Annotated in this window: 21 protein-coding genes; 8 read left to right on the top strand and 13 right to left on the bottom strand. The window is 54.2% G+C overall.

Going from position 1 to position 16,881, the window contains the following annotated elements; translation table 11 throughout:
- The first annotated feature begins 757 nt into the window (after positions 1-757).
- Together M1158_03765 and M1158_03760 are read left to right on the top strand one after the other, a co-directional pair.
- Complete coding sequence (locus M1158_03765) at positions 758-2,464, top strand: hypothetical protein (protein MCL5100203.1); 1,707 nt, start codon at positions 758-760, stop codon at positions 2,462-2,464.
- Positions 2,464-4,230, top strand: coding sequence for a glycosyltransferase family 39 protein (locus M1158_03760; protein ID MCL5100202.1), 1,767 nt, complete (start codon positions 2,464-2,466; stop codon positions 4,228-4,230). Before M1158_03765 ends, M1158_03760 begins: the two co-directional genes overlap by 1 nt.
- Here M1158_03760 and M1158_03755 read toward each other — a convergent pair.
- Positions 4,227-4,913 carry a glycosyltransferase family 2 protein gene (locus tag M1158_03755; protein ID MCL5100201.1) on the bottom strand — a complete coding sequence of 229 codons (687 nt, stop codon included), beginning with the start codon at positions 4,911-4,913 and terminating at the stop codon, positions 4,227-4,229. The two genes, M1158_03760 and M1158_03755, sit on opposite strands and share 4 nt — an antisense overlap.
- A gap of 18 nt (positions 4,914-4,931) precedes the next feature.
- On the bottom strand, positions 4,932-5,771 hold the full coding sequence (locus M1158_03750) for a hypothetical protein (GenBank protein MCL5100200.1): 840 nt from the start codon (positions 5,769-5,771) through the stop codon (positions 4,932-4,934).
- A gap of 95 nt (positions 5,772-5,866) precedes the next feature.
- Between M1158_03750 and M1158_03745 the strand changes: the two genes are divergently transcribed.
- The gene (locus tag M1158_03745) at positions 5,867-6,436 is read left to right on the top strand and encodes a hypothetical protein (GenBank protein ID MCL5100199.1); all 570 of its coding nucleotides are present in this window, start codon (positions 5,867-5,869) and stop codon (positions 6,434-6,436) included.
- Positions 6,437-6,477: 41 nt separating this feature from the next.
- On the opposite strand, the gene M1158_03740 is transcribed toward M1158_03745, so the two are convergent.
- Together M1158_03740 and M1158_03735 are read right to left on the bottom strand one after the other, a co-directional pair.
- Positions 6,478-6,801, bottom strand: coding sequence for a helix-turn-helix domain-containing protein (locus tag M1158_03740; protein MCL5100198.1), 324 nt, complete (start codon positions 6,799-6,801; stop codon positions 6,478-6,480).
- Between the two features lie 4 nt (positions 6,802-6,805).
- Positions 6,806-7,351 carry a hypothetical protein gene (locus tag M1158_03735; protein MCL5100197.1) on the bottom strand — a complete coding sequence of 182 codons (546 nt, stop codon included), beginning with the start codon at positions 7,349-7,351 and terminating at the stop codon, positions 6,806-6,808.
- Between the two features lie 106 nt (positions 7,352-7,457).
- Here M1158_03735 and M1158_03730 point away from each other — a divergent pair, with 106 nt between their 5' ends.
- Entirely contained in the window at positions 7,458-7,691 is a 234-nt protein-coding gene (locus M1158_03730; GenBank protein MCL5100196.1) for a hypothetical protein, read from the top strand.
- A 1-nt stretch (position 7,692) separates the two neighbouring features.
- A complete protein-coding gene (locus tag M1158_03725; GenBank protein ID MCL5100195.1) occupies positions 7,693-8,589 on the top strand; it encodes a hypothetical protein in 897 nt (298 codons plus the stop codon).
- 94 nt (positions 8,590-8,683) lie between these two features.
- Here M1158_03725 and M1158_03720 read toward each other — a convergent pair whose 3' ends face one another.
- The gene (locus tag M1158_03720) at positions 8,684-9,316 is read right to left on the bottom strand and encodes a Kae1-associated serine/threonine protein kinase (protein ID MCL5100194.1); all 633 of its coding nucleotides are present in this window, start codon (positions 9,314-9,316) and stop codon (positions 8,684-8,686) included.
- A gap of 1 nt (position 9,317) precedes the next feature.
- Positions 9,318-10,295, bottom strand: coding sequence for a tRNA (adenosine(37)-N6)-threonylcarbamoyltransferase complex transferase subunit TsaD (gene tsaD / locus M1158_03715; GenBank protein ID MCL5100193.1), 978 nt, complete (start codon positions 10,293-10,295; stop codon positions 9,318-9,320).
- Positions 10,296-10,370: 75 nt separating this feature from the next.
- Here tsaD and M1158_03710 point away from each other — a divergent pair, with 75 nt between their 5' ends.
- On the top strand, positions 10,371-10,895 hold the full coding sequence (locus M1158_03710; protein ID MCL5100192.1) for a tRNA methyltransferase: 525 nt from the start codon (positions 10,371-10,373) through the stop codon (positions 10,893-10,895).
- Here the strand turns inward: M1158_03710 and yciH are convergent, their stop codons facing one another.
- The 3 genes from yciH to M1158_03695 are packed head-to-tail and all read right to left on the bottom strand — an operon-like array spanning position 10,896 to position 12,108.
- Positions 10,896-11,201: a stress response translation initiation inhibitor YciH gene (gene yciH, locus M1158_03705; GenBank protein ID MCL5100191.1), complete on the bottom strand. Its 306-nt coding sequence runs from the start codon at positions 11,199-11,201 to the stop codon at positions 10,896-10,898.
- Positions 11,201-11,437, bottom strand: coding sequence for a 50S ribosomal protein L29 (gene rpmC / locus M1158_03700; GenBank protein ID MCL5100190.1), 237 nt, complete (start codon positions 11,435-11,437; stop codon positions 11,201-11,203). Before rpmC ends, yciH begins: the two co-directional genes overlap by 1 nt.
- 44 nt (positions 11,438-11,481) lie before the next feature.
- Positions 11,482-12,108 carry a hypothetical protein gene (locus M1158_03695; protein ID MCL5100189.1) on the bottom strand — a complete coding sequence of 209 codons (627 nt, stop codon included), beginning with the start codon at positions 12,106-12,108 and terminating at the stop codon, positions 11,482-11,484.
- Positions 12,109-12,159: 51 nt separating this feature from the next.
- Between M1158_03695 and M1158_03690 the strand changes: the two genes are divergently transcribed.
- Both M1158_03690 and M1158_03685 read left to right on the top strand, forming a co-directional pair.
- Positions 12,160-13,533, top strand: coding sequence for a divalent metal cation transporter (locus tag M1158_03690; protein ID MCL5100188.1), 1,374 nt, complete (start codon positions 12,160-12,162; stop codon positions 13,531-13,533).
- Between the two features lies 1 nt (position 13,534).
- Entirely contained in the window at positions 13,535-13,741 is a 207-nt protein-coding gene (locus tag M1158_03685; protein ID MCL5100187.1) for a hypothetical protein, read from the top strand.
- 45 nt (positions 13,742-13,786) lie between these two features.
- Here M1158_03685 and M1158_03680 read toward each other — a convergent pair whose 3' ends face one another.
- The 4 genes from M1158_03680 to M1158_03665 form a co-directional block, all read right to left on the bottom strand.
- Positions 13,787-15,034, bottom strand: coding sequence for a transposase (locus M1158_03680; protein ID MCL5100186.1), 1,248 nt, complete (start codon positions 15,032-15,034; stop codon positions 13,787-13,789).
- Between the two features lie 89 nt (positions 15,035-15,123).
- A complete protein-coding gene (locus tag M1158_03675) occupies positions 15,124-15,870 on the bottom strand; it encodes a fused MFS/spermidine synthase (protein MCL5100185.1) in 747 nt (248 codons plus the stop codon).
- 31 nt (positions 15,871-15,901) lie between these two features.
- On the bottom strand, positions 15,902-16,414 hold the full coding sequence (locus M1158_03670) for a CDP-2,3-bis-(O-geranylgeranyl)-sn-glycerol synthase (GenBank protein ID MCL5100184.1): 513 nt from the start codon (positions 16,412-16,414) through the stop codon (positions 15,902-15,904).
- A 27-nt stretch (positions 16,415-16,441) separates the two neighbouring features.
- Entirely contained in the window at positions 16,442-16,852 is a 411-nt protein-coding gene (locus tag M1158_03665) for a 30S ribosomal protein S11 (protein MCL5100183.1), read from the bottom strand.
- Positions 16,853-16,881: the final 29 nt, after the last annotated feature.

Genomic DNA, 16,881 nt, shown 5'->3' with positions numbered 1-16,881 from the left:
GACAGTAGTGTAAAACAGTTTTTACCTTTGTGTACGGGCAAAACGAGAGTGCCATTCTGCGCTGAATTGTCATAAGTGTCCTCCAATAACGTTCCCTTATAAAATGCGTTCAAGTTTAAGTAACAATCTGAATTACCTGCATACAGACCCATACTTGAATTTGAGGTGTAATTTAGTATCATATAACCTGTCCTGTTCGCTGTGAGATTAAAGTCATATCCGTGTTTGGTTAGATTGATTAGTGGGAGTGGGATATAGCTACCGTTCCAATAATCGTAGTAGAGATCTACCCCAGTAGGTGAAAAATAACCAATGTAGTTAGCATTATATCCAGAATTGATGTAATTAGGGTACAGAATGCTATATGTTATGACCGTCCTGTTTGTGATAACATGAACGGAGACATTCTGTGGTAATTGCCCTAATGGATTTGTGCTATGTCCTATAAAATAGGCTATGATTGCAACGACAATAAGTGTTATAGCTATGCCTATCAGACTATTATTACTCAGTTTTGGCCTTTGTGTCGTAGATACCCTTGCCATATCATACCTTTGAAATAATAGATTTAAAATCGTTCGCTTGGCCTGTTTACAACACGATATTCAGACTACAGACAAGAAACTTTATCAACAAAACACAGACTTAATCAATAGAAAAGGACTACTTCAACAAAGCCGCAGCATGCAGAGCCTATTTAAAACTGAATTCTTCATCTTTGGTAAGCTGGCGATGCGCCATGCTCTGGTGGTATGCAATGTATGTGCTTGGGGTGTGGGACGGGCATGACGCGGGCGCAGCACTGATAGATGGCAATAAGATAGTTTATGCCGCGAACGAGGAGCGCTTCACCCATCGCAAGCTGGAGATGAAGTTCCCGTTCAATTCCATCATGGGCGCGCTGGCCTACGCCAACATAAAGCCCACAGACATAGAGCACGTGGCATTCAGCACCACAGAGCTGACCAAGACCGCTGAGCGCGTGTTCCCGTACATGCGCGAGTATTATTACCTTTTCAGGCGCAGGAAGATTCCGAAGCCCGGGTTCGAGAACTTCAGGCACAACCTCAAGTACACGCTAACGCCTATAGGCATATTGCCACTCTGCAACACCATAAGCGCCTCATATATATCCAGGAACTTAAGGCGCATGGGCTTTGAGGGCTTCAAGCTCCACCGGGTTGAGCACCACATAGCGCATGCGGCAACAGCAGCATTCACCGCTCCGTTCAGGAAAAGCCTTGTTATAACGCTCGACGGCCTTGGCGACGGGCTTTCGGGCAGCATAAGCACGCTGCACAACGGCAAGCTGGAGAGGCACCTGAAGATAGGGGCCAGAGACTCGCTCGGCATATTCTTCGAGCAGGTGACCAACATAGTCGGCATGCGCGAGCTCGAAGATGAGGGCAAGGTCATGGCCATGGCCGACTACTCCTACCCGTTCGACTATGAGAGCAACAAATTCAAGGACTTCTTCCATGTCGAGGGCACGGTGCTGAAGGCGAGCTATTCGCCCGTAAAGCAGTTCGCCATGCTGCGCAGGGCCGCCTGGCAGATGCCAAGGGAGCAGTTCGCCTACATGGCCCAGCAGGTGCTTGAGAGCATGATGGTGAAGCTTATCAGCAACGCCATCGACAGGTACAATATCGGCGATGTGGCGTTTGCAGGCGGCATCTTCGCGAACGTCAAGGCCAACATGAAGGTGCGCAGACTCGAGACAGTAAAGCACTGGTATGTGTTTCCGCACATGGGAGACGGCGGCATAGCGATGGGGTCGGCGCTCTGGGCCGCGCACGAACTTACTGGCGATTCGTCGTTCGAGTTCGACGCGTATCTCGGCCACGACTACAGCGAGGACGAGACCGAAGCAATCGTTAAGGGCGACAAGCAGTTCACGTATGCCAGGGAAGGCAGGAGCGAGCAGGCGAAGCATGCCGCCGAGCTCATCTATGCAGGAAACTACGTGCTGTGGTTCCAGGGGCGCATGGAGTATGGGCCGAGGGCGCTGGGCAACAGGAGCATACTGGCGCCGAGCTCGTCCGACACGGTAAAGGACAGGCTGAATCTTTATGTCAAGAAGCGCGAGTGGTTCCAGCCGTTCGCGCCGTCGCTCCTTGAGAGCGAGGCTGGCACGCTTCTTGATTACGACGGCAAGGGAGCCGACCGGTACATGACCATGACATACATGGTGAAGCCAGAAATGTACGACGCTACAAAATCGGTCGTGAATGTCGACCATTCGGCAAGGCCGCAGATGGTCGGGGAGGAGAACAGGCTCTACATGGAGCTGCTCAGCCATGTAAAGAGGCATACCGGCCATGGAGTGGTGCTGAACACGAGCTTCAACCTGCACGGCTATCCAATAGTGATGAGCCCTGCAGACGCGCTGAAGGTGATGAAAGAGACCGGCACCAAGCACATGTTCATAAACGGCATAACGGTTACGAACAGGAAGGGGGTCTGATGCTTGCATTATCTGACGGCGCGCAGGAATACCTGTATACTATATGCGTTACAGCTGCATTCGTCGGGATGCTTGCGGCGCTTTTCCTTGCCAGGAGAGACATAACAGGCCTCTTCAAACGCTTGAAAATCAAAAAGACGCATGTTGTTTGGGCATTTGTCATTCTTGCCATTTTCATTGCAATAGAGCTGTTCACTGTAGCTGCGACGCAGCAGCTGTTCTTCGACGACGTGATTTACCAAGGGATGGCGGTTGCATTGCTCCATACAGGTCAGGCATGGATGTGCAATTTCGGGACCCCAATCGCGTGCTACTCCGGCGAGATATTCCATGAGCCCATAGGCACGGCATTCAACCTGGCCATAGCGTTCGCTGCGCTCGGCGTCAGCAGGGCCGCAGCATTCGGCACCGAGCTCGCGCTCAGCGCGATTGCGGTATTCCTGATGTTTCCGCTGGCGCTGCTGTTTCTGAAGAACGTGAAGGGCGCCCTCTTCGCGGAGCTCTTCACGGCGCTTTCGCCAATTTTGCTCATATGGGCCAAGCCCACCACGTCGGACATACCGATGCTGGCATATTCTATAGTTGCCATGCTGGCGCTGCTGATATTCATAAACAGGCGCAACGCGCGCACGCTCGCGCTTGCAATCTTCGCGACCGCATTTTTACTGTACACCAAGGTCGATGCCATGATGTACCTGCCAGTCATGCTTGTGATGTACGTGCTGCTGAGCGATGGTGGCCTCATGCAGTCGATAAGGCGCAATGCGAGAAGGGCGTACGAGAGTCTGTTCAGCACCAAGGTGCTTATCTTGGCGCTTGTGTTCGTGCTATTAGTAGCACCAGAAGCAGGCTATGCGCTCAACGAGCTGCAGAACGGCAACTACGGCTACAGCGGCGCGTACATTGGCGAAACCTGCGCAAATCCAATCATCGCTACCATTGCAAACTCTTCCATAAGCTTTACCAATCTGAAGTACAACATATGCAGCAATGTGCTGTTCTGGTTCAATGGCTACGACAGCGCACTTATGCCGCAGCCTATCATATTCACGGTGTTCGCGCTGCTGGGCGCGGCGCTCATGATCGCTTATAGGAAGAGGCGCGAGCTGGCCGCACTAGCCGTGTGGTTCCTAGCATTCTTCCTGCTTTATACCTCGTTCTACGCAGGAAGCGTGACATACGGCGTCGATTGGCGCTTCATGCTGACAGCAGTAGCACCCGTTGCGATAATGGGAGGTGCTGGCGCCTCATACGTGATTGAATGGACAGGAATAATGCGCATGATGAGAAAGCCGAAACATCTTGTCGCAGCGGCCAGAACCGTGGTGACCATTGCCATGCTTGCGCTTATAGTATTAGGGTTCAGTTCTGCAGTACCTGCCATAACTGAAAACCCTGCGATGATAACTCAGGCGGGCAACGCGCGCTTCTACGAGAATTTCGTGTACAGCTCTATTTCCGCAATACCGAGTTCCTGCATAGTGTACAGCTACGACCCGACGCTCTTCATCATAAACGGCAGGGCATCCGCGCAGATGAGCTATCTATACAATACCTCGTTCTATGAGCAGAGCAATGCCGTATATGGGTGCTCTGTGCTCGATTACGGCTATTGGTGCGGGACGCCGGGCAACATCTGCACTTCTATAATGGGCATGTACAACACCACGCTGATAATGAACGCGACCCATGGCGAGCCAGGCAGCGCGTCCACCTACGGCTTCTACAGGATAAATGGCCTTACCAACGGCACACGGTCTGGCTAGCCAATGTTATCGAATATGGTCTTCAGTATCGCATAGCCGTCGCGGAACGCCCTGAGGTTTCCGTTCCCGAAGCTACGCCTCTTCTCGTAGCTCGGCACCTCGAGCACGCGAAGGCCGGCCTTCTTGGCTTTTATGTTTATCTCTGTCTCTATGCCGAAGCCCACTGACGAGAGACGCAGCTTATTTACCGCTTCGCGCGTCATGCTGCGGTAGCCATAGCAGAGATCGCTGTAGTGCGTCCCGAATATCAGGTTGACAAGGGTCACGAACACCCTGTTGCCGAACTTGCGGAAGAGCGGCATGTCGTCGGTGCCGCCTCCGACAAGGAAGCGCGAGCCCATGCAGACGTCGTAGCCCGTCTCTATTCCGGATATGAGGAGCTTGAGCTCGTTCGGCCTGTGGGACATGTCGGCATCCATTGATATTATTATGCGACCGCGCGCCTTTGCGAATCCCATGCGCAACGCGTTTCCCTTGCCCTTGTTCTCGTACATCACCCTTGCGCCCATCGAGCGCGCGGTGGCTGCAGTCCCGTCGCCGGAATGCTTGTCTACCACTATAATCTCATACGAAAGCCCGCGCAGCGCACTTTTCACTCCGGCCATCAAGCGCCGTATGTTCTTGCGCTCGTTGAATGTAGGCACTATTATGCTGACGTAAGGTCTGCGGTTTTGGTAGCCCATGCTATCGATCTATTACATCTATGATTTATGCTGGCGTGTACGGGTTCCGGCGCGTGCTCTGCGCCTGTGCCTGCCGATTGCCACCGATAGAATAATCAGCGCGACTAACACAACGATTACGGCAATGGCAAGATAATCGAACCACTGGAACAGTGAACCGCCTGAAGCTCTCTGCGGCACCAACACGGTCGAATAGCCTGAAACGCTGATGTTGTCAGCTATGTAGGAGGTTGCGAAAGCAACCACATACGTTGCATTGGTGACGCCGGAAGGAGGGTACAGCGTGACATTGAACGTCCTGTTGAACTGCACGCCTGGCTTTAGGGTCTCGTTGAGTACGCGGCCGCTCACGAACACGTCATAGGGCGCTAGCACGTATATGCTGGCATGCAATGGCGTGCTTGCCAAGTTGACGAACGACGCCTTTATCGCGCCTTTCGAATAGTTCAGGCGCGTTATTTCAACATAGTTCTGCTCCTGCTGGCCTATGTCTATCGGGCATGGGTAGACCGTGGCTATCTGGGATGAACCCTGGCCGTACTGCACAGCGAACCCTGCCACGTAGCTGCCCGGGTATGTGTACGATGAGACATTAAAGTTCGCGGTTGCATTGGCTCCGGGCTGCAGGGTGCCCATCTGCGCGCTTTGTGGGCTCAGCGACAGCCCGACCGAATACAATTGCGGCACGGCGGTTACGTTGACTGCGGTGCCGTTGCCGATGTTGCTCATATGGAACGCGACCTGCGTACCCGACGGCAGCTGGCTAATCGAGCAATACGAGTTGAGGATCACCGTAGTCGATGCGCCTGCAAGGCATGGAGCAACGAAAAGGAGCGCGGCAAGGGCCAGAATCACCATCTGCGGTTTCACTGCAAGCACCCCAAAACATGTATAAGGGTGCATTGTAGTCAGGCGTATTTATTTCTTGTGGCGCCAATGCATACTGTGATTTGTTGAAGGATAGGCTTGAGCGCGAGATAGACGGCATAGCCTCGAGGCTTTTGGAAAGGCAGAAGGACTTCGATGCTGTGCTTGAGCTTTCGCGCAAGGTTGTGAGAGAAGCAGGACAGGCCATAACGCTGCTACACAGCGGCAGGGAAGCTGAGGCGAAGCGCGCCATAGGTGCGCTGAATAGGCAGGTCGCTGCCCTGAAGAGCCGCGATTCTGAGTTTAGGCACGTATCGCTCCAGGCATATCAGGAATATGCAGAAGCAGTTCTGTTCTACAACATGGCGGAAAAGGAAGCCATACTAGGCGCAGATGATGTAGGAGTGGGAGAAGAAGCCTATCTTCTCGGCCTTATGGATGTAGTTGGAGAGCTGAGGCGCGAGATGCTGGAGAGGCTGCGAGATGGAAGGAAGGAAGAGGCAGAGCGCAGGTACGAGATGATGCGGCGCATATACGATACGACGCGCGGGCTAAAGTTTGCAGAGAGCGTGCTGCCAGGGTTCAGGCGCAAGCAGGACGTTGCGCGCATGCAGTTGGAGAGCGCTGGCAGCGAGCTGCTCCACGCTTCACGCTGATTGGCTTTCTAAAGGATTACGAATCATGAGAGCAATGCGCATCAGCGCTTCGTCGCCATGCCAACTAGCTTGCCGGATGATGCAGCCTCCTCGATCCTCTTGGATATCTCGACCACACCTTTGCCGCCGATGGCCAACCTGACAATGCGCAAGTGGATGCCACTTCGCTCCACGGCAACGCGCAGGCGCGCCACCTTGGCTGAATACCTTCCGTTCAGGTATTTGCTTACCTCGGCCTGGGCTATGCCGAGCGCATGCGCGACATCGGCCTGCCGAAACCCGTGTTCATTCAACAATGAGAATGCGACGGCAATGCGCACTGCAGGCAGCGTGAACTTTATGGCCTTCTCGCAATCCGCCAGCATGCTATTACTCCACGCCGAATATGTTCTTTATGTTCTTCGTTAAGCCTTTCTTCCTGTCCCAGAGCGGCGTCCGATCGTCTTCGTACTGTTCTGGCTCCGGAGCGCGCTGTGGTGCCTGCTGGCGCTGCTGCTGTTGGCGTTGCTGCGGCCTCTGCTGCACTGGCCTGGGCTGAGGCGCAAGGCGCCTCTGCTGCGAACGCACGCCCACCATCGGCCCCAGCAATTCCAGCGTGTCTCGCTCCAGCACCGCCGGGCTGAAAATAAGGACGTTGGCGCCAGCGCTTAGCGCCTCGCTGACATCTGTGCTGCTCCTGCACTCGATCGCGCGCACGCCTGACATCTTGTTCGACTCTATGACCATGAGCGTCGGCTGCGTTGAGGCCACCACGCACATCTCGAAGTCCTTCACGTTGTCAGCGAGCTCCAGAAGCTGCTGCTTGTAATCGCCGGTCTTGAGCTGCGACATTATGCAGCTGCTGCCGCTGCCGTTTATGAAGTTTGAGACCGTTATGCCAAGGTCGGCATCAGCCGCTATAAGATAAACTTTCACGGTATGCATTTATCCTTTAGAATTTAAATACCGTGCGGCTCGCACTCGCTGCTAGGGAATATGTAGGTTTTTATGCCTTCTTTGAGAATATTGCAACGGTGTTAGATTGAGAGGAAAGGAATCTATTGTGATTTGCGAGTCATGTGGAAGGAAGGTGCCGCGCAGCAAGGCGGTATCGATCGAGAAGGCCATAAGCTTCAGCACCGATACCAAGACCGTCAACGACGTGCGATTCTTCGAGAGGAGGAAGATATACTACTGCATAAGCTGCGCCAAGCACAGGGGTATATTCGAGATGAAGAAGAGGCAGGCGATCGCAAGGTCCAGAAAGATGATGTGAGATGGCGGTAGCGCCGGATGATTTGCTAATCTTCAAGCTCAGGGAGGCCGAGAAGGAAGCATCTGCCAACGCGAAGCCGGCGCAGAGAAGGGTGGTTGCGGTACAGCCCAAGCAATCCGGCACGCCGAACGTCATCAAGATCCAGCCTGAGAGGGAGGTGGTTGCGCCTGCGGGCTCGTACGCGCAGGTCGAGGAGGCGCTCGAGACAACAGGCGCGGAAACGTACGGGCACAGGCCGGCCAAGGAAACAAGGGCGCAGATAGAAAGCAAAGAGGCAGCCATAGGGCTCGTGTGCGCATGGCATCCTTGGAGGCCTGCTTATGCGGTGTGCGACTACTGCCACAGGCCGTTCTGCTTCGAGGACATAGTGGAGCATGCCGGCAGGTATTACTGCCTTGAGGACATAGACGAAGTGACAAAGAGCGCTACGCAGGAATTGCTTGGTTATGGCGTGGCAGCGCTGTCAGGAGGCGGCCTGCTGGCATTGGCGTTCGTCGCTTTCCTGTACATGGCAGGCGACCAGATTGCCTACATAATAAACTATGCGAACAGCGTCGGCTTTTTCACATTCATCGGGCATATGCAGACGAGCTACGCTCTCGGGCTGCTCGGCGTGGCAGTTGCGTTCTTCGAGCTCGTTGCTGGCGCGCTGCTTCTGGCTAGGGCTAAGTCAGGCTTCGGGGCAAGCCTAGGCGCAAGCTTGGTCGGCGTACTGTTCTTCTCTTACCTGTACCTGAACAGCAGCACGCTCTACGCGCTGGTAATAGCGTTAATAAGCTTCGCGTCGTTCGCAACATTGGTGGTGTCGACGCGCACGATGCGGTTCATTGAGACCGAGGAGTTCAAGCCCACGGAGCAGGTGGCTGCGCTAGATTTCCCCAATGCGGGCAGATTCTAGTCATGCACGGATGCAGGCCAGATACAAGGCCGCAGGCATGGCGAACGGCCGTATAGTCGCGCCGGTACGGACTGGCGTAAAATGCGCGCAAAGTTCAATCGCTGCCTTGCGGTTCTTCGGATTCGGCAAGCGACCTAGCCTGGTACCTGCCGCGGCGTTCTATATCTGCGAGTTTGCGCAGAACCTGCGCAGCGCCATTATGCCTTGAGTAGGCTTTGACGAAGGCGTCGTAATCGATTGCACTTACGGCGCGCTTGAGCAGGAGAACGTCGAGTGCCTTGTCCTCTGTCGAAGCGGACTGCGCTGCAAGGCCGAAGTCTATGATCCAAAGCCTGCGGGCTCTGTCAACCAGCATGTTGGCGGGCGTGTAGTCGCCATGTGCTATGCCAAGCCTGTGCATCTCCATTAGGGCAGCGCCTGCCGATGCAAAAATGCGTTGGCGTGCGCCTCTGCCAGCATGCGCGATGTATGACGACAGGGGCTCGCCGTCTACGCGGCCCATGTATATCGCGTCTAGTCCCACCATCAGCACTGGCGGCACGCTTATGCCGCGCTCGCTCGCCACGCCGATTATGCGGGCCTCGTTCTTGGTGCGGCGAAGGCGCAGGTCCTCTTCGAGTTCTGCCGCAATGTATGGCTTCCGGCGCCTGCGCTTCACGATCACGTCCATGCCTATGAATGAGCCTTCGTATACGTCAGCCTCTGCGCCCTCTGCCAGTTTCCGCATCTTACCACCACACCCTCGCAGAGTCCACCCTGAACCTCTGCATTATGTTGAGCTCCCGCGCATGAACAATCGCATGGGCCTTGTGCATCTTCTCGGCCACAAGCGCAATCATGGCGCCGTTGTCTGCATTGTATTCGTTCGGGGCCACGAAGAATTCAGACTTATGCTGCGCCACCATGGCGCGCAGCATCGATGTGAGGCGCACGCTCTGCGCCACTCCGCCGCACGCTATTACGCTGCGCCTGCGGGTCAGGAGCATCGCGCGCTCAGTCGCCTCGACAAGCATGGCGAATGCAGTCTCCTGGAGGGAGAACGCGACATCGCTGTGCTTGTGCCCTGCAAGCATCTTCACGGCGCTGGTCAGCAGTCCGGTGAACGTGAAATCCATGCCCTTGACGGTGTAAGGCATGCGTATGTAATGCCCGCCCTCGGCCAGCTTGGCCACGCTGGATCCCCATGAGGGGTTGAGGTGCGCCGCCCTCGCGAAATTGTCGAGCATGTTGCCGACGCCTATGTCGAACGTCTCTCCGTACACGCTGTAATGCCTGAAGGGGTCGTTGGCCATGCCAAGGATCTGGGAGTTGCCTCCGCTGACGTAAAGCGCAAGCGGATCCTTGAAGCCCGAGAGATGGCGCGTCACCTCTATGTGCGCCAGCGCATGGTTGATAGGATAGAGAGGCACGCCGAGAGCGCTTGAAAGAGTCTTTGCGGCGAGCATGCCTACGCGCAGGCAGTGGCCTATGCCTGGGCCGCGCGTGTAGCCTATGGCATTTATATCGTCGAAGCCCAACCCGGCCTGCCTCATTGCCGAGCGCACAGTCTTGGCCGCGTTCCTGGAATGGAGCTCCGCCGCCCTAGAGGGTATCATTCCTGCGCTCGTTATGTTGTACATGGCCTTGGCATTCGAGAGCACGGCTCCGTTTTCGACTACCCCTGCGCCGAAGGTGTGCGCGCTGCTCTCTATTCCGAGCACTGCCATAATACCGCCGATATGACAATACGATTCGCGTGGAACATATTAAAAGGCGCCGATGCGATTAGTAACCGATGCACTATGGGGAAGGTATACGTGCTCAGGATCGGCCACAGGCCGGAGCGAGACAAGCGCGTAACGACGCACGTCGGGCTGGTGGCGCGGGCATTCGGAGCGAACGGCTTCGTTCTTGAGGGCGACGACAGCCATGTGCTCGCGGCTGTGCGCGGGGTCCTTGAGAGGTGGGGCGGCAGGGGCTTCGCCCTGGAGAGCGCGAAAGACGGCAAAGCGTATGTTAGGAGATGGAAGCGTGCTGGCGGTGCTGTGGCGCATCTTACGATGTACGGAATCAACATAAAAGATGCGCCCAAGATGCCGCCGAGAAAGCCGCTGCTTGTGGTTGTCGGGGCGGAGAAGGTGGAGCCATGGTATTACCGCAACGCGACTTACAACATAGCAATAGGCAACCAGCCGCACTCCGAGGTCGCGGCTCTCGCGATATTCCTTGACAGGCTTGGCAAAGGCAAAGAGCTGGCCAGGAGCTTCCCCGGCGCGCACATGAAGATAATCCCCCAGAAATCAGGAAAGAAAGTGGTCAGGATATAGTCATGCGATGTCTATGTTGCCCTCCTTGTAGCCGAGGCCTATGAGCACGTTCTTGACCTTGCCCTTATGGTTGCCCTGGAGCTCTATCATGCCGTCCTTTGACGTACCGCCGCACGCGAGAGAGCGCTTGAGGTCTTTCGTGGTGTCTTCCACTTCATCGGGGTTGATCCCCTCAACTATCGTCATGATCTTATCGAACTTGGCCTTCTTCAGGTAGACCTTTATCTTGCCCTCCACCTCCTTGTCAAGGACGTCGCATACGCAAAGCTCCTTGGGAAGTCCGCACTTTGGGCATATGTCGGTCATTACTGAGGCGCACCTCTCTCTTTAAGGATGGTATTTATCCTTGCGATTGTCTTCTTCAGCTCGCGGGTCTTGACCACCTTGCTCGAAACTCCCGTTGAGGCGACCTTCCTCTTCTCGATCGCTAGCTCAAGAGAGAGTTCATCAAGCCTTGATTTCAGAGTGGTGGTGGGCAGAGCCCTTATGTCTTTTATCTTTATAACAAGCACCTGTTCGTTGTACAGCATTGTTTTGTCCATTAAGATATTAAAAGCTTTCTCAAGCCTTCCGCGCATGGCCGCGCTCACGGCTCCATGCTGTCCCTGATCTCCTTCAGCGTGGCCGTGTCGTCAGACGCTATATATGGCACGGTATCGAGGTCCTTCGGGCTGCGCGCTAGCTTCGCCGAGCTCACGAGCGAGAGGTGCCTGTTCACCTCCCGGCTGTATGCGTCCCACGACACGCCAAGAGACTCGACGTAAGCGCGCTCGCTCCTGTTCGCTATCTCGTGCGCGTATTGGTAGTCGTAGGCGCTGTCCACGAACCACTTCTCTGTTAGTTCGTGGTGCCTGCCTATGCTCTCGAGCGCGTCTACTTTTTTCCCATCAACATCTATCGTCTTCGGGAAGTTCGAGTCTATGTATATGGTTGAGCCGTCGCGTGAATAGCCGCCGGTGTACTTTATGCTGTAGCTAGTGTCTATCTTTATGCCGGTGCCTGATTCCAGCTTCTTTATCTCGCCGATGTCCTTGCCATACATGTAGACGCGCTTTTCGCCCACCTGCACGATATCGTTGGCCTTCAGCTCGACCGACACGAGCATTATGGCGTGCGTCGGCACTCTGAAGTTCATTGCATTTGCCACGAACGATTCCTGCGCATGCTCCTGCCCGGGCACCCTGTGCGTCTCGATTATCTCGTAATCGTCCATCAGTTGCGCTTGCGTGCGCATCTATAAATTGTTTACGTTCGCTCTGTAATCATGTCTGGGGGCCAGTTCGACATTGACGAGAAGCTAAATGGGTTGCCGGTGGACCTCAGGCGGAGGGCCATCGACAGGCTTGAGGTAACAAGGCTTAGGCGCAGCCGCGGGACATGGACCAGATTCCTCCTCTTCCTTGCGCTCCTTGGCCCGGGCATACTCGTCATGATAGCTGATAACGATGCCGGCGGCGTCATAACATATGCGCAGAGCGGCTCCATATTCGGCATAGGCTTCTTCGTGCCGCTCCTTGTGCTCATGATACCGGTAGCATACATGGTCCAGGAGATGACGGTCAGGATGGCTGCCGTGACAAGGCGGGGCCACGCGGAGATGATATGGAAGAGGTACGGCTCGTTCTGGGGGGCGTTCTCGCTCGGCGACCTCCTTATCGCTAACTCCCTCACGCTCGTGACCGAGTTCATAGGCATCACGTTCGGCCTGGGCATATTTGGGGTGCAGCCTGCCGTTGCTGTATTGGTCGGGATTGCCTTCGTGACAACCATAACGCTGACGATGCGGTACCATACCTGGGAGAGAGCCAGCCTCATTGTGGCATTCTTTAACCTAATATTCATACCTCTTGTGCTTTTTGCGCATCCTGACTGGTCGCTCGTGGCGAGCACGTTCGTCACATGGAGCATAAACGGCGGCTTCAGGCCTCTGTTCGTATACGTGCTGCTTGCCAACATGGGCACGACCATAGCGCCGTGGATGCTGTTCTTCCAGCAGAGCTCCGAAGTCGACAAAGGCACCGTGCCGAAAGACCTTAAGGGAGGCAGGCGCGACACGCTCATAGGCGCGATAGTGATGAGCGCAGTAGCGGTATCGATAATAGTATTCACGGGCACGTTGGTGTTCAAGCCGGGCATTGCGGCAACAGTCACCACCGCAACATACGACCTTACCAACATACTCAGCACTGTCGCGAGCAAGATCGGCATGCTGGCGGTGAAGCTATTCGCGCTCGGCCTTATCGATGCCGGGCTCATAGCCTCGATTGCGCTCACGGCCAGCACGTCCTGGGCGGTGGGCGAAGCCTTCGGGTGGCCGAAGAGCATAAACCTGCCGTTCAGGCAGGGCAGGAAGTTCTACCTGCCCGGCCTTGCAAGCATGTTCATAGCGGCAGCCATAGTGCTTATACCGCACCTTCCGCTCAGCTTCCTCAACATAACGGTGCAGGTAATCGCATCGATATTCATGCCGGCTGCCCTGCTGTTCCTGCTGCTCCTTGTCAACGACAAGAAAATAATGGGCAAGTACGCGAACAAAAAATGGGAGAACGCTGCGATAATAACCATAATGGTAGTGCTCGTAGTGATGAGCAGCCTCTACGGCATCTCGCTGGTTTTCCCTCATGTTTTTGGTGGTTGAATTGAACAACAACGAGCGCTATAGCTTCATAAAGAACGAGAATGACTGGGATGCCTTCCTGAAAAGGGAGCGAATTAAGGACTACTCAAAGATACACGTGCCAAGGGCCAGGATGAAGACCTGGACGAAGGCGGCATTCCTCTTCCTCAGGGCGTACATAATAGTGATGGTGGCGCTTGTCATACTGGGCTTCCTGCACATGCTGTGAAGCGTGACATCCTCCCACCCGTAAACGGTGTGGGCTTCCTCTGCGTCATGCAATCACTGCATCCTGCAAAGGATGTGTTTTACCGGTTCTCAGTTCCTCGACACTGCTTGCGATGCCCTTTACATCGTAGAGGCAAATATCTCCCTGAGCGTTACTTTCCCTCTGTCCGAGGGTAGCTTTTGTAAGTATGTTTATTGCGGCATTTATGTCCCTGTCCATCTGCATGCCGCATCTGTTGCAGACGTATGTTCTCTGCGACAGCGGCATTTCCATTATGTTGCCGCAGTTGCTGCATTCCTTTGATGTATTCCTTGCATATACCTTTATTACTTTCATACCAGCACTTTCAGCCTTGTATGAAAGCATCTGAATGAACCTATTCCATGAGGCATTTTGTATTGACTGGGCAAGACGATGGTTCTTTACCATGTTGTCTATGTGAAGTGCCTCTACTGCGAATGATGTATATCCCTCATGCACTAATCTGTTGGAAAGTTTGTGCATGAAGTCGTCTGATGCCCTTGTTACCCCATTCCATGCACTTTGAAGTTTCTCCTTTGCATTCTGCCTTCTCTTTGAGCCTTTGCTCCTTCTTGCAACAATCTTCTGCCATTTCGCAATTTTCTTTTCCTTCTGTTTGAAGAACTTTGGCTTTTGTATCATATTGCCATCCGACAGCGCAATGAAGTTGTTGAGTCCCATATCTATGCCGACAGGATTTGTGTCTTCTATCTTTGGAGGATTGATTATCTGTTCTGCGGTGAAGATTGCATAGTATTCATTGCCATCTTTCTTTATTGTCATCGTCTTTATGTTGCCTACGATATTCCTGTGCTGTTCTATCTGGACTCTGCCTATCCTTGAAACCCTGAGCATCTCTTTTTTCCTTTCCTTCTCTATTGAAAAAGAGCCATTGTCCTGGGGATAGACAATGCTGTAATATCTGTCTATCGATTTGAAACGCGGAAATCCAACCTTTACTTTCTTACCTGATTTCTTCTCCTTCACTCTTCTGAAGAAGTTTGCATAGGCCTTTATGACCCTATCCTCTATTTCGCATCTCGTCTGCGAGTATATCTTTAGGAAGTCCTTGTTTTCTGCAATTATCCCTTTCTTTATTCTGTTGAATGTGCTTCTTTTTATTTTGAAGGACTTGTCTTTTTCGTATGCATCTTTTGCCTTTTCGAGGAGTTTGTTGTAGAAGTCTTTTGACAATGCAAGCTGGTTTTCTATCGCATTCTGGCATTTATCGTTAGGGTAGATCCTGAATTTGTACGCCCTTGTGACTTCCATATTATTTATGTCGGCATTCGTTTTTATATACCCTCTCTATTCGCTTTCATCCCACCCCTGAAGGGTGTGGGATTTCCCACTATGCAAAGTTAATGCATTCCAGGAAATGGCTGCATCAAGAAGTATTCGTCAAGCACGTGCCTGCCTCTCTTCTTGTCAGGGAAGTTTTCTGACGTGCGCTTCGCTATCTCCGCGCCTTTTAGCTTACGCGAGCATATAAGTATTCGGTTTCCGGAGAAGCGGGGAGCGCCGAACAGGTACATGCTGAAGTTCTGCTTTAGCGTAGGGATGCGCCTCTGGAAAGCTGTGACGTTTTCCGGGCTCAGTATGTAATTGAACGTCAGTATGCCGTCATCGGAAAGTGCATGCAGCGAATTGCCGATGAACTCGTCGCTGGAGAACTTCTCAGGCAGGCCATAGGTCCGGTATGGGTCGACTATTATTATATCGTAGGTGTTGACTTTCGAGCCCCTGACAATATCTGCGCCGTCCCCTATCATGACGCGCGCCTTCAGCTTCTTCGGCAAGAATGAAGCAGAAAGCTCCGCGACCTTGCCGCTCAGCTCCGCCACGTCGATGCGGGCGTTTCGATAAATGCTTTCCATCTGGAAAGGTATCGTGCCACCGCCGAGCCCTATGACCAGGATGCGTGGGTTGCTGTAAAGAGATGGCAGTGGCAGGAAATAGTCCCAGTAGCTGCCTGTGTAGATCGTATCTAAACGCAATCTGGAGAGTACTACGTCATTGCACAAGAATACCCTCTCTCTGCCGCGCTCCCTAACGGTCAGCGTGTCGCCGCCATCTTTGGCTTGCGCGATCACCCTGCCTAGGAACATGGAGGTTATGTCAGCGAGTATGCCCGCACAATCACCACGGAACGCGCTTCAGCTTGAGCGCGTACGCGCCCATGTTGGTCGCTATGTGGAGGAAACCGGTGAGCGCCACCAAGAAGAGCAATCCGTAGAGACCTGGCAGGTGGCCCAGCCAGAAGGCGAACAGCAGCGCAAACACGAAGAAACCATACTGGTCAAGGACAGGGGCGCCGGCTCCCGACTTGAGGTTGAGCCTGCGCTTGACGAAGCTGCCGAGCAGGTCGCCGGCGTTGGCGCCGAGCGCCAGCAGCACCGATATAGGAAGCATGTAGTGCAGGAACGGGTACTCGATGGCGCCCACAACTATCCCGACAGCGATGCTGGACAGGGTGCCCCTTATGGTTTTGTTGGGGCCGAAGATGCGCTTGCCCATGAATGTACGGCCGAGATCCAAGGGCTTGCCACCGCCGAACAGCACTGGTGCGCCGTTCGCTGCGTATGCCGGGAAAATGTAGATTATAGGGTATAGGAAAACGCTGAAAAGTATCTGGTATGCGCCAGAGTACACTCGATCACGCATGCATTGCGGGCAGCTTCATACCCTCCTTCCGCGCTTGCCGCCCGGCCTCCTTGTCGTGTCGGTCGGTATGGGCGTGACGTCTTCTATCCTGTTTACGCGGAGGCCGCTCCTTGCCAGCACCCTGACGACAGCCTGCGCGCCTGGGCCAGGAGTCTTGGAGTTGTGACCGCCAGGTGCCCGTATCTCTATGTTTATGTTGGTAATGCCCTTCTCCTTAGCTGTAGTAGCCACCTTGTATGCCGCCTGCATCGCTGCGTAAGGCGAGCCCTCCTGCGAATCTGCGTTGACTATCATTCCACCGCTCCCTACCGCGAATGTCTCGGCGCCGCTCAGGTCGGTAAGCGTTATTATGGTGTCGTTCTTCGATGAATAAACATGGGCAACGGCCCAGCGCTCCGGCCTTGGCTTCATCTTCGACTCTTCCATCGCCTTGGCCTCGTATGAGACCTCGGCCT

This window comes from Candidatus Marsarchaeota archaeon, assembly GCA_023473665.1.
In the GTDB taxonomy this organism is placed as follows: domain Archaea; phylum Micrarchaeota; class Micrarchaeia; order Micrarchaeales; family Micrarchaeaceae; genus JAMCYM01.
The sequence above is the reverse complement of the archived record's forward strand: the minus strand, read 5'-3'. Positions and strand labels throughout refer to the sequence as shown.

What these genes read in the sequence shown, in the direction of transcription:
- M1158_03765 (MCL5100203.1), top strand. Translation starts at nt 758, where the DNA reads ATGTATGTGCTTGGGGTGTGGGACGGGCATGACGCGGGCGCAGCACTG.
- M1158_03760 (MCL5100202.1), top strand. Translation starts at nt 2,464, where the DNA reads ATGCTTGCATTATCTGACGGCGCGCAGGAATACCTGTATACTATATGC.
- M1158_03755 (MCL5100201.1), bottom strand. Translation starts at nt 4,913, where the DNA reads ATGGGCTACCAAAACCGCAGACCTTACGTCAGCATAATAGTGCCTACA.
- M1158_03750 (MCL5100200.1), bottom strand. Translation starts at nt 5,771, where the DNA reads ATGGTGATTCTGGCCCTTGCCGCGCTCCTTTTCGTTGCTCCATGCCTT.
- M1158_03740 (MCL5100198.1), bottom strand. Translation starts at nt 6,801, where the DNA reads ATGCTGGCGGATTGCGAGAAGGCCATAAAGTTCACGCTGCCTGCAGTG.
- M1158_03725 (MCL5100195.1), top strand. Translation starts at nt 7,693, where the DNA reads ATGGCGGTAGCGCCGGATGATTTGCTAATCTTCAAGCTCAGGGAGGCC.
- M1158_03720 (MCL5100194.1), bottom strand. Translation starts at nt 9,316, where the DNA reads ATGCGGAAACTGGCAGAGGGCGCAGAGGCTGACGTATACGAAGGCTCA.
- tsaD (MCL5100193.1), bottom strand. Translation starts at nt 10,295, where the DNA reads ATGGCAGTGCTCGGAATAGAGAGCAGCGCGCACACCTTCGGCGCAGGG.
- M1158_03710 (MCL5100192.1), top strand. Translation starts at nt 10,371, where the DNA reads ATGGGGAAGGTATACGTGCTCAGGATCGGCCACAGGCCGGAGCGAGAC.
- yciH (MCL5100191.1), bottom strand. Translation starts at nt 11,201, where the DNA reads ATGACCGACATATGCCCAAAGTGCGGACTTCCCAAGGAGCTTTGCGTA.
- rpmC (MCL5100190.1), bottom strand. Translation starts at nt 11,437, where the DNA reads ATGGACAAAACAATGCTGTACAACGAACAGGTGCTTGTTATAAAGATA.
- M1158_03695 (MCL5100189.1), bottom strand. Translation starts at nt 12,108, where the DNA reads ATGGACGATTACGAGATAATCGAGACGCACAGGGTGCCCGGGCAGGAG.
- M1158_03690 (MCL5100188.1), top strand. Translation starts at nt 12,160, where the DNA reads ATGTCTGGGGGCCAGTTCGACATTGACGAGAAGCTAAATGGGTTGCCG.
- M1158_03680 (MCL5100186.1), bottom strand. Translation starts at nt 15,034, where the DNA reads ATGGAAGTCACAAGGGCGTACAAATTCAGGATCTACCCTAACGATAAA.
- M1158_03675 (MCL5100185.1), bottom strand. Translation starts at nt 15,870, where the DNA reads ATGTTCCTAGGCAGGGTGATCGCGCAAGCCAAAGATGGCGGCGACACG.
- M1158_03665 (MCL5100183.1), bottom strand. Translation starts at nt 16,852, where the DNA reads ATGGAAGAGTCGAAGATGAAGCCAAGGCCGGAGCGCTGGGCCGTTGCC.